Origin of the sequence: Pseudomonas sp. Sample_23 (assembly GCF_004307595.1) — a bacterium.
GTDB classification, from domain to species: domain Bacteria; phylum Pseudomonadota; class Gammaproteobacteria; order Pseudomonadales; family Pseudomonadaceae; genus Aquipseudomonas; species Aquipseudomonas atacamensis.
The window spans coordinates 1-10,818 of record NZ_RCNX01000086.1 but is presented as its reverse complement, the minus strand read 5'-3'; the positions used below and the strand labels follow the sequence as shown (position 1 = coordinate 10,818).

Annotated in this window: 13 protein-coding genes; 9 read left to right on the top strand and 4 right to left on the bottom strand. The window is 59.3% G+C overall.

Going from position 1 to position 10,818, the window contains the following annotated elements; all coding sequences use genetic code 11:
- The first annotated feature begins 310 nt into the window (after positions 1-310).
- Genes D8U82_RS22935 through D8U82_RS28180 form a run of 3 tightly spaced genes read left to right on the top strand, consistent with a single transcriptional unit; the run spans position 311 to position 1,700 of the window.
- Entirely contained in the window at positions 311-1,192 is an 882-nt protein-coding gene (locus D8U82_RS22935) for a manganese catalase family protein (protein WP_130903024.1), read from the top strand.
- 52 nt (positions 1,193-1,244) lie between these two features.
- Positions 1,245-1,547, top strand: a complete 303-nt coding sequence (locus D8U82_RS22930) for a hypothetical protein (protein ID WP_130903023.1) — start codon at positions 1,245-1,247, stop codon at positions 1,545-1,547.
- A gap of 12 nt (positions 1,548-1,559) precedes the next feature.
- Complete coding sequence (locus D8U82_RS28180; RefSeq protein ID WP_177434158.1) at positions 1,560-1,700, top strand: hypothetical protein; 141 nt, start codon at positions 1,560-1,562, stop codon at positions 1,698-1,700.
- Positions 1,701-1,722: 22 nt separating this feature from the next.
- On the opposite strand, the gene D8U82_RS22925 is transcribed toward D8U82_RS28180, so the two are convergent.
- Positions 1,723-2,154, bottom strand: a complete 432-nt coding sequence (locus tag D8U82_RS22925) for a DNA methylase (RefSeq protein WP_130903022.1) — start codon at positions 2,152-2,154, stop codon at positions 1,723-1,725.
- A 160-nt stretch (positions 2,155-2,314) separates the two neighbouring features.
- On the opposite strand from D8U82_RS22925, the gene D8U82_RS22920 reads away from it, so the two are divergent.
- Complete coding sequence (locus tag D8U82_RS22920) at positions 2,315-3,886, top strand: sensor domain-containing diguanylate cyclase (RefSeq protein ID WP_130903021.1); 1,572 nt, start codon at positions 2,315-2,317, stop codon at positions 3,884-3,886.
- Positions 3,887-3,896: 10 nt separating this feature from the next.
- Here the strand turns inward: D8U82_RS22920 and D8U82_RS22915 are convergent, their stop codons facing one another.
- Entirely contained in the window at positions 3,897-4,991 is a 1,095-nt protein-coding gene (locus D8U82_RS22915) for a GNAT family N-acetyltransferase/peptidase C39 family protein (protein WP_130903020.1), read from the bottom strand.
- Between the two features lie 94 nt (positions 4,992-5,085).
- Between D8U82_RS22915 and D8U82_RS22910 the strand changes: the two genes are divergently transcribed.
- Together D8U82_RS22910 and D8U82_RS22905 are read left to right on the top strand one after the other, a co-directional pair.
- Positions 5,086-6,666 (top strand): RimK family protein, encoded by a 1,581-nt coding sequence (locus D8U82_RS22910; protein WP_130903019.1) that lies wholly within the window; start codon positions 5,086-5,088, stop codon positions 6,664-6,666.
- A gap of 3 nt (positions 6,667-6,669) precedes the next feature.
- Positions 6,670-7,581: a magnesium transporter CorA family protein gene (locus D8U82_RS22905; RefSeq protein ID WP_130903018.1), complete on the top strand. Its 912-nt coding sequence runs from the start codon at positions 6,670-6,672 to the stop codon at positions 7,579-7,581.
- A 42-nt stretch (positions 7,582-7,623) separates the two neighbouring features.
- Here the strand turns inward: D8U82_RS22905 and D8U82_RS22900 are convergent, their stop codons facing one another.
- Positions 7,624-7,860, bottom strand: coding sequence for a hypothetical protein (locus tag D8U82_RS22900; protein ID WP_177434157.1), 237 nt, complete (start codon positions 7,858-7,860; stop codon positions 7,624-7,626).
- A 163-nt stretch (positions 7,861-8,023) separates the two neighbouring features.
- Here D8U82_RS22900 and D8U82_RS22895 point away from each other — a divergent pair, with 163 nt between their 5' ends.
- The gene (locus D8U82_RS22895) at positions 8,024-8,467 is read left to right on the top strand and encodes a TspO/MBR family protein (RefSeq protein WP_041480509.1); all 444 of its coding nucleotides are present in this window, start codon (positions 8,024-8,026) and stop codon (positions 8,465-8,467) included.
- A complete protein-coding gene (locus D8U82_RS22890) occupies positions 8,464-9,447 on the top strand; it encodes an alpha/beta hydrolase (RefSeq protein WP_125926120.1) in 984 nt (327 codons plus the stop codon). The genes D8U82_RS22895 and D8U82_RS22890 overlap by 4 nt, the downstream gene beginning before the upstream one ends.
- Here the strand turns inward: D8U82_RS22890 and D8U82_RS22885 are convergent.
- Positions 9,405-9,980, bottom strand: coding sequence for a TetR/AcrR family transcriptional regulator (locus D8U82_RS22885; protein WP_130903016.1), 576 nt, complete (start codon positions 9,978-9,980; stop codon positions 9,405-9,407). The genes D8U82_RS22890 and D8U82_RS22885 overlap by 43 nt on opposite strands.
- 141 nt (positions 9,981-10,121) lie before the next feature.
- Between D8U82_RS22885 and D8U82_RS22880 the strand changes: the two genes are divergently transcribed.
- Complete coding sequence (locus tag D8U82_RS22880) at positions 10,122-10,817, top strand: glutathione S-transferase (protein WP_125916017.1); 696 nt, start codon at positions 10,122-10,124, stop codon at positions 10,815-10,817.
- Position 10,818: the final 1 nt, after the last annotated feature.

The window sequence follows — 10,818 nt, the reverse complement described above, 5'->3', positions numbered from 1 at the left end:
CTGTGCTGAGGGCGCTTAAAATCGCTTGATTGCAAACGAACCAAGGTGGGAGCGAGCCTGCTCGCGAAAGCGCTGGATCAGCCGCCAAATCGGTGACTGACGTACCGCATTCGCGAGCAGGCTCGCTCCCACATTGGTCGAGGAACCTGGCTAAGCCAACCGTCCTGTTTGCGGAACTTTCCGCGCTCTGCCGCCCGTCCTGCCACTCGGCAAAAAACGAAATTTCTGCTGCGCGCCCTCCTCACAAACTATGCATGCGCCAACGCCCACAAGGGTCGAGGCGCGATAGCCTGGTCTGAGGAAAATTTGAATGTTCATACATAACAAGCGACTTCAGTACACCGTTCGAGTGGCCGAGCCCAACCCGGGTCTGGCCAATCTGCTGTTGGAACAATTCGGGGGCGCCAATGGCGAATTGGCCGCGGCAGCGCGCTATTTCACCCAAGCCTTGGCTGAAGAAGATCCGGGGCGCAAAGACCTTCTGCTGGACATTGCCACCGAGGAATTGAGTCACCTGGAGGTGGTCGGCTCGATCATTGTCATGCTCAACAAAGGCGCCAAAGGTCAACTCGCCGAAGGCGTTCAGGAGGAAGGCGAGCTGTACCGCGCGCTGAATGGCGCCGGTAATGACTCGCACATCACCAGCCTGCTCTATGGCGCAGGCGCGCCTCTGGTCAATTCGGCTGGCGTACCGTGGACGGCGGCGTATGTTGACTCGATCACCGAGCCGACCGCCGACTTCCGCTCCAACATCGCAGCCGAAGCGCGGGCAAAAATTCTCTACGAACGCTTGATCAACATCACCGATGATCCGGGTGTCAAAGAGGCGCTGGGCTTTTTGATGACGCGGGAAATCGCCCATCAACAGTCCTTCGAAAAAGCCCTGCATTCGATCCAGCCGAACTTCCCGCAGGGCAAACTGCCGGGCATGCCGGAGTTCACCAACAAGTACTTCAACATGTCTGGCGAGCCCAACGTTCGTGGTCCATGGAATGAGGGCGGCGTTTGGGAATATGTGGAAACTCCAGAGCCGGCAGTTGACGGCGGTGATGGTCTGGCGACGGTCACCCTTCCGGCAGAAGACGAACAGGTGCTGGAAGCGATGAAGACCCGTACAGCCTCTGACCCACTCAGCGAGCCGGTGACCGGTGCTGATCTGGGCTCCGGTTACGTGCAAGGCAAAGATGTCTGAACCCCGTTCGGCGGCCCCGGATAGGGGTCGCCACTTGCTCAAGGTGATCAACATGAAAAACAGCAAAATCCTGGCACTGACCTCTGAACATTTTCAACGTTTGATGGAGCACGCGTACGCCGGTTTTGAGCTGGACTGCAAACAGGCCTGTCGAGGATTGAAAGTCAGCATGGCGGTGAATGTTTTTGGCCTGGGCACCCTGCTGCCGAATAATTTCGCTGAGGAGACTGCCGTTCCGCCAGCGGACGGACATCCAGCCGTCGACGACGCCTTGCCCACGATGCCTGTGGTCGCCAAGCGCGTATTGGCGCAGCGCAACCGTTCCATCGACGGGGCGGAAAGTTTTCATCGGTAACAGGAGCGCGACATGAGAATTGATAAAAACCTGAGTTTCCCCTCAAGCCTGGGTGTCGCCCCGGGACTCCAGTTTCTGCTGGGCTGTGCGATATTCGCCGGCGGAACGCTGATCCTGATGAACGAACTGGCGGCAACCTTCTTTACGATGTGAGCCTTGGTTCGCTATCGGCCATTCAAAACAGCACCGCAGCCGCTTCCCTCATGAAGATCTCAACGGTCTTCGGCCCTATCCCCTCGAACTCGGACAGGCGCTTCTCCAGCGCCTTACGATCCGCGCTCGCCGCCACGATGTTGCTCACCTTGCCGGCGTACTCGCTGTTGAGCTTGTTGGCCAGCGCGAGTAATCGCGACGCCGTGCTTTCGTCGTAGCGCACGTACCGCGCCTGCCCCAGCATCGACACCAGTTGACGGTGCGTACACTGCGCCAGCTTTTGCGGGGTGTCTTGGTGATGCTGCTCTACTATGACTTGATACGCCTTGGCGGCGATGGCGCCCTGAATCCTTTTGCCCATCAGAAAACTCGCCAGCAGCCATTTGAACAGGCCGGTTTCGTTGGCATTGTGCAGGTCGATGTTCAAGTCACCGGCGGTGATGATTTCGCTCACAAGTCTCACCTCAAGGCGCGCTTCAATTACAGATGTTGACCCGGCACGGCTTTGAACGATCCAATCGCAACCGCCTGGCCAAGGCAGTAAATTGAATTCCAGGTGGAAAAGGATGGTCATCTTTCAAGAGATGAGAGATGACAAGCATAAGGACCCTCAAATGCTCGGTCGTAAGATGCCCAAAACCAAGGGGCATGACGCCGCACAAACCGCTCCCATCAAAGCTGCCAGCGAGATCGCCGCTTTCCGCCTGACAGTCATCTTCATGCTGACGGTCATTCTGGCGTTTCTCGGCGTGGAGGGATGGCGAACCTGGCGTGACTATCATGCAGCCTTCTCGTCGGCGCGCGATTCAGTCACCAACCTCGCGCGGGCAACCGCGCAACACGCTGAAGACGCCATCCGCCAGGTCGATGTGCTGACCGCCACCCTGGGCGAGCGCGTCGAAGGTGATGGCCTGCAAAACATAGACGTACCGCGCATCCACAACTTGCTGGTGCAGCAGGCCAAATTGATGCCGCAGTTGCATGGACTGTTTATCTACGGCCCGGACGGCAAATGGATCGTCACCGACAAGGAAATGATCCCGGACCCGGCGAACAACGCCGACCGCGACTACTTCCAATATCACCGCGCCAACACTGATCGAAACGTGCGTATCGGTGACGTCGTCAAGAGCAAATCCACAGACGACCTGATCATCCCGATTTCCCGCCGCTTGAATAACCCGGACGGCTCCTTCGCCGGCGTGCTGCTTGGCACCATCAAGGTCAGCTACTTCGTCGACTATTACGGCGATTTCAAGATCGACGACAAGGGTGCCCTGGTGCTGGCGCTGCGCAACGGCACCATTCTCGTGCGTCGTCCTTTCATCGCTTCGGTCATCGGTCAGAGCCTCGCCGACAGTGAGGTGTTCAAGAACTACCTGCCCTTTTCCAGTCAGGGGATCGCCGAGGTCCGAGCGGTCGTCGACGGCACCCAGCGTCTGTATGGTTACAGAGCATTGAGCACCTACCCGCTGGTGGTCGAAACCGGCCTTTCCCGCGAATCGATCATTGCGCCGTGGCGCTGGGACCTGATCAAAACCGGTTTCGTGTTGATGTCGGTGATCACCGCGTTCACGGTCTTCGGACTGATCGTCTTGAGGCAACTGCGTCAACGCATGGTGATGGAAAAGGACTTGCGCCGTGCACATCAGGCCATGAAGGACATGGCCTTGACCGACAGCCTGACCGGACTGGCCAACCGTCGGCGGCTGGACACTGCTTTGATTGACGAAATTCGCCTGGCCAGACGCCAGGGTTCGTCGATCTCACTGATCATGATCGATGTCGATCACTTCAAGCTCTACAACGACAGCTACGGGCACGCGGCGGGTGACGATTGCCTGAGCGCCGTCGGCCAAGCCATTGCGCAAGCAGTAAAACGGCCGGGTGATCTCGCCGTGCGCTATGGCGGCGAGGAGTTCTCCGTGCTGCTGCCCAACACCGATATTCGCGGGGCGGCGCTTGTGGCGCAGGAAATTCTTGAGGCCATTCGATCCTTGCGGATGGAGCACAAAGCCCATCCGCTGGGTCACGTCACCGCCAGCGCAGGTATTGCGGTTGGCAAACCGGCCGAACAAGAAGTGAGCCCCGCCACTCTTATCGAGTCGGCTGACAAACTGCTTTATGCCGCGAAGCAGAAAGGCAGGGATCGCTACTGTATCGGCGATGAAGTGCTCGGCGCCTAGCCATCGTTCCTCAACGTGAGCGTAGCATCACGGCTGCGCGAACCCGCTGCACGCCAAACACCGTCATGCGCAGAAATTCCTGGTGACTGACCGGCAAGTGCTGGCAGTCCAGGCCGCGCTTGAGTTTGCTGTGGTCGACATCAGGATCATGCAAGTAGACGAAGTCCTCGTCACACGCAGTGATGATGACCCAATGCGGCGCTTTCAAGCGGGTGAATCGGTAGCTGCTGATCAGCACCAGCGGTTTGTATCCGGCCGCCAACGCAGCGCCGATCTGCAGATAATCACCCAGCACCTGCTCGACTTGCGTGGCCGCCAGGTCTTGGGCAAAGCCGTCCTCGACCAGTTTCATTATCGACTTCTTCTCCGTGCTGCGTACGCCGTGAAGAAAAAGCGAGCCCGCGTGACTGACCTCAAGGCGCACATCGAAACCGCGCCGCCAGGCCGCCAATGCCAGGCCCTGCGGACTACAGCCACCGTGCCCCGCCGTCATGAAAATGGTGGTTGCCTCGCGCCACAGCTGGATTTCCTCCGCTCGGGTCATGGCACGGGTCGGATCGATGGCAGACATCGCCATCAGCAAGCACGCGGCGCCGCAGGTGAACTCGGTGGTCTGCTGGTAATACGGGACTTGACGTGCGGGGGCAGGTGTTTCGCGCAGGATGCGTTTCTCGTAGCGCAACGCCTCGCAGTGGTCCTCGTAGTAGTCCTCGACACTGGCAAAGCGCTGATAGCCGTTGGCTTCGTAGAGGCGAATGGCAGCGCTGTTGTCAGCGCGCACCTCCAACCGCAGCCATGCGCAGTTGCGCGCCAATGCGCAGGCCTGGGCCTGTTCCAGAAGACGCTGGCCAAGCTCATGTCCGCGCCACGCAGGGCTGACGGCAATCGAATACAGGCGTCCAAGAGAGGTGCCTCGGTGAAAAAGCACCAGCGCGTAACCGCAAAGAGTTGCGCCCGAGGTGACAACAATCAACGCGGCATTCGCTCGACTGAGCATCCAGCTGAAGTTGCGCTGATTCAACCGGTCGAGGGTAAAACACACCCGCTCCAATTCGACCAGATCGTCGATATCGTCCATGGATGCAAAGCGAAAATCAAAAGACATGACCGCACCGTAAAGTTTGAGTAACGAACCGGGACAGACCGAAAGGCCCGTGATTTATTGAAGCGGCGTCTTCTTCAACAGGGATTCATTACTCATGTCAGCGGTGCAAGCCAACGTGAACGAAGTATTAGACAAAACCGAGCATTCGACAATCTCCCTCAGCGAGGAACCTCCCAGTCTCAAACCCTCGGGAAGTCGATTGCTCATACTGGTCGAACGCAAGGATGACTGGGCCGATTACCTGCCCAGCGAGAGCCTGATGCTCGCTCAGGATTACCTTGAACACAGCGATGATTTTCCTCATCGCACCCAGGTCATCAACCTCTGCCGCAATTACAAATACCTCGGTCAGGGCTATTACTGCTCATTGCTCGCCGAGGCGCGTGGGCACAAGGTTTTTCCCTCGGTGCGCACCGTCAGCGAGCTGGCGCGCAAAGCGCTGTACGGGGTCGGGCTGAATGATCTGCAACGCACCCTGGAGCGGGCGCTGGCCAACCACCCGTACGGCGAAACCGAGGCGTTCACGCTGTCGCTGTACTTCGGCAAGGCCTCGATCGAGCCGCTGCAAGAGATCGGCCGTCAACTGTTCGAGGCGTTCCCTTGCCCTATCCTGCTGGTGGAATTCCGCCGCGGTGAGAGCTGGCAGATCGCAGGCATCAAAGCCGGAGCGCTGCACAAGCTTCGCGACGAACAGCAGCATGTCTTCGCTGACGCACTGGACGCGTTCAATCGCAGAACGTGGCGTCAGCCCGCTTCAAAACGCGTGGCCCGCTACGACCTGGCCATCCTGCACGATCCTGACGAAGTCCTGCCGCCGTCTAACCCCGAGGCATTGCAGCGTTTCATCGCTGCGGGCGAACAGCTGGGTATCGATGTCGAGCTGATCGAGAAAAAAGACTACGCGCGTCTTGCTGAATTCGACGCGCTGTTCATCCGCGAAACCACGCGAGTGGACGATCACACCTATCGGTTTGCCAAGAAGGCTGAAAGCGAAGGCCTTGTGGTGATTGACGATCCGTCGTCGATCCTGCGCTGCACCAACAAGGTCTATCTGGCCGACCTGCTCAAGCGTCGCGGGCTGGGCATGCCGGCAACGGAAATCCTCTACAAGGATCGTCCGCAGGAACTCGAAAACGCAGGGCGTCGCCTCGGTTTTCCCTTGGTGCTGAAAATCCCCGATGGCTGCTTTTCACGTGGTGTGATCAAGGTCGCCGATGCACAAGCGCTGGCCACAGCCGCACAGGAGTTATTCGAACACTCGGTGCTGCTGCTCGCGCAGGAGTACTGCTACACCGAGTACGACTGGCGCGTCGGCGTGCTCAATGGCGAGGCGCTGTATGCCTGCAGATACTTCATGTCCAAGGGGCATTGGCAGATTTACAACCACAAGGCGCTGCCCGGCGAGATCAACGGGATGTGCGAGGCGGTGCCCGTCGAACAAGCCCCGCCCGCAGTCGTGCAGCTCGCCGTACAGACTGCCCGGCTGATCGGCGACGGCCTCTACGGCGTCGACCTCAAGCAGGCGGGCGATCGAGTCCTGGTCATCGAAGTGAACGACAACCCCAACCTCGATGCGGGTATCGAAGACGCGGTGCTGGGCGACGAACTTTATCGGCGCGTGCTGCAAGCGTTCACGCAAAGGCTCGAGCTCAAACACCGTGGCCAAGCGTGGTGAGCAATGATTGAAGGCTATGGCATTGATTGCGGCGCCCTGCACAGGACATCTGGAGAACAGGCGACTGTCTGGCTGTGTGTCGCCCCGGACGCAGCCGAGCAGCTGAATTTGCACAGACGCCTGGGCATTGGCCCACAAGCGATAGAGTCGTCGCTGGACCCTGACGAAGTGGCCCGCATCGAGGTCAAGCCTGATCACCTGTTTATGATCTGGAAGCGCCCGGAAAGCTTCGACGGGCGCGCATTCAACGTTTCGTCCTTCGGAGTGGTGCTGAGCGAAAAACGTTTGGTGGTCATCTGCGCGAGCAACTCGCTGCTTTCGGGGCTGGAGCACGATGCGCAAATGACCGGGCCGCTGGACGTGCTGATGGCGTTACTCGCTGAAAGCGTTCATCACTATCTCGGGCATTTGCGCGTGGTCAAACAGATCGCGCGGGAGATTCAACAGCAGTTCACCCGGGCGATGGACAATCAGCAATTGGCGCAGATGTACAACTTGAGCGAAAGCCTCGTGTACTACGTCAATGCGATTCAAAGTAACGGAGCGGTGCTGACGCTGCTGCGCAACCACGGGCAGCGTCAGGGCTTCAGCGACAGTCAACTGGCTGCGCTGAATGATCTGATCGTGGAAAACGAACAAAGCTTCCAGCAGGCCAGAATTCACGCCAAGGTGTTCGCCAACCTCATCGAGTCGCATGGCAACCTTGCCAACAACAGCATGAACCGGGCGCTGCGCAAGCTGACGCTGATCAACGTCGTGTTCCTTCCCTTGAACCTGATCGCCAGCATCGGTGGCATGTCGGAGTTCAGCATGATGACGTCCGGCGTTCCGTGGTGGATGTCTTTTCCCGTGCTGATCGCCTGCATGGGCTTCGTGGGTGCGGGCATGGTGCTGGTATTGCGGCGCATGGCCTGAATCCAGAGCACATTTTGCTGACGCCTGCGCCGCATCCGAAGGTCAATTGGTCCGGCTGACCACCCGGATATGCGTAATCCCTACCCGCTCGGCCTGCTCGAGAATCTGCTCTGACGTCGAATCCGCCGTGGGCATGACCAGGCTGTTTTCGGCATCGCCCAGATGCAGTTCCAGCAGATGCATCGCCGCGTCGTGCTCGGCCAGTTGCGCTTCCTTGAGTTCGAGCAGATAAGTACGAGGCTCGCCGTTGAAACGGTATTCGATGTGATAGGTGTACATGATGTCGTCCGCGTCGGTGGGAAAAGGCAGTGTTTATCCTGACGCGACGGTCAGCTTTTAGTTCAACCTGACTGCCATTTTGCGTTTGCAAACAAACTTTTTGCGCAGCGAAGCGTCCTCTTCTTAACTCTCCATAACAGCTGATCACAGCTAAGGACTGGCAATGACCTTTTTCATCTTCCTTTTGGCCTGCGCGGCGGCGGCAACCACTGGCGTGATGTTCAAACCCGGCCCGTGGTATGAATCGCTGACCAAACCCTCTTTCACCCCGCCCAACTGGGCCTTTCCCGTAGCGTGGACGATCATCTACCTGCTGCTGGCCTGGGCCGGTTATCGCTTGAGCCTGATCCCCGGCAGCCAAACGGTGCTGGCCTTGTGGGCCGCGCAAATCGCCCTGAACACGCTGTGGACACCGGTGTTCTTCGGCGCGCATCAGGTGCTGGCGGCGCTGGTGATTCTGGCGGTGCTGTGGGTGGTGGTCGCGGTGATGGTGGTACTCGCGCTGCAACTGGACGTGGTCACCGGGCTGATTCTGTTCCCGTATCTGGCGTGGCTGTGCGTCGCGGCAGCGCTGAACTGCTCGATCCTGATGAAGAATCGCCTGTGAGTGACTTCCCATGGCCGCACGGCGAGCGCGATCTGGCGCAGGTTCGCGCGTTCAACAAAAAGCTCGCCTGGCTGCCGCGTTTCAAGATTCGCAATCGCCTCACCCCACGGCTGATTCAGGCGTTGCTGCGGGCGGGTCAGCTCGGCGGCGACGGCAAGCTGCGCCAGCATGGGCTGACCGCCGAACGGAAGATCATCGACACGGTGCCCGTGCGCATCATCCGCCCCAAGGGCAAAACCAGAGGCGTGGTGCTGGATTTCCATGGTGGCGGCTGGGTGATCGGCAATGCGCAGATGAACGACAACTTCAACATCGCCATCGTCAACACCTGCGACGTGGCGGTGGTGTCGGTTGATTATCGGCTGGCCGTGTCGACGCCAATCGAGGGCTTGCTGGACGACTGTCTGCGCGCCACTCGCGGCATCTTGAACGATGGCGAATTTGCCGGACTGCCCGTGGTTGTCGTCGGTGAATCGGCCGGCGGGCATTTGGCGGCGGCCACCCTGCTCGCGCTCAAGTCTTCGCCGCAACTGCTGCAACGGATCTGCGGCGCGCTGCTGTATTACGGCGTCTACGACCTGACCGGCACGCCCAGCGTGCGCACCGCGCCCGCCGATACTCTGGTGCTCGACGGCCCCGGCATGGTCGAAGCGTTGCGCCTGCTCACGCCGGATATCAGCGACGAACAACGACGCCAGCCACCGCTGTCGCCGCTGTATGGTGATTTCAGCGGGCTGCCGCCAGCGCTGCTGTTTGCCGGCGATCTCGATCCGCTGCTGGATGACACGCGCCTCATCGCCGAGCGCTGGCGACACGCAGCGCCCGTGGAAATGCATGTGCTGCCGGAGTGTCCGCATGGGTTTATTCACTTCCCGACGGCCACTGCTGAACATGTGCTCGCTTACAGCCGCAAGTGGATTTCGGCACGAGTGGCAAGCTACTCAGCGAAATCCGCTGAAATCAGCCCGGCGCTTTCGTAGCTGCCGATCAACTCATCAAACAACGCAATATCCCCTCGGCTGCGTGCAATCAACTGCGCACCGGCCACCGCCGCGTAAATCGCCCGCGCCCGCGCCTTGCAGCTGTCTTCGTCGGCAGCTCCTGCAGCGATCAACGCCTGGGTCAGCCACTCGATGTTGACCTCTGCGAATTTCTTCACCTGGTCCTTCACCGGGTCTGGCAGATCCTGGTATTCGGCAGCCATGAAGCTGACGAGGCACAGCCGATTACCGTTCTCCAGCGAAGTGCGGAATATCGACGGGTACAGCTTCAGGGATTGTTGCGGCTCGGGATTGGCCTCGCGAATGCTGTCCAGCGCCTTGGCCGCGTCTTGCCAGTAACGCTCGGCGACTGCCGCGCCGAGGTCGGCCTTGCTGGGAAAGTGGTAGTAGATGCTGGCGTTCTTGATACCCACCACTGCACCGATGCTACGGAAGTTGATGCCGTTGTAGCCGTGGGTCTGCGCCGCTGTTTTGGCGGCGTCCAGAATCGCTTCGCGTGCGTTCACGCTCATGTCTGTGTCCTCGCTGACTATCGGTCGATGGGGCGGAGTGTACCCGCGAAAGATTTACCTGCCAATTGGCAGGTAGGGGATTGACAGGAATGAATTCTGGTCGCAGTCTTTGCCTACCAACTGACAGGCAGGGCAACTAAAATGACCGCTAACTCGACTCAAAACGACGCTCACTCCATTTCCGCATTGAAAATCTACGACTGGTACAACGGCCCCTACCCGGCCCGCGTGCGCATCGCCCTGGCGGAAAAATCGCTATTGGCCCGCACCGAATTCGTCTCGGTAAATCTGTGGAAAGGCGAACACAAGAACCCCGAGTTCTTGCGCTTGAACTACTCCGGAACGCTGCCAGTGCTGGAGCTGGAAGACGGCACGCTGCTCGCCGAATGCACGGCCATCACGCAATACCTGGACGTCCTCGATGGCAACCCCCTGCTCACCGGCCGCACACCGGTTGAGCAAGGACGGATCCACATGCTGACCAAACGTGCCGAGATCGAATTTCTCGATGCCGTCAGCGTGTATTTCCACCATGCAACCCCAGGGCTTGGCCCGGAAGTGGAGCTGTACCAGAACGTTGAATGGGGCATGCGCATGCGGGACAAGGCTGTGCGCGGCATGCGCTATTTCGACGACTTGCTGCGTGATCAGCCGTTTGTGGCCGGCGCCAGTTTTTCCATGGCCGATATCGCCGTGTTGGGCGGGATGATCTTCTCGGCGCTGGTTGAGCTGGAAGTCCCCGAAGACTGCACGGCACTGCGCGAATGGCACGCGCGCATGCAGCAACGTCCGAGTGTGCAGCAATGGCGCGCGATGGTTGAGCGCGGCGAACCGTAAA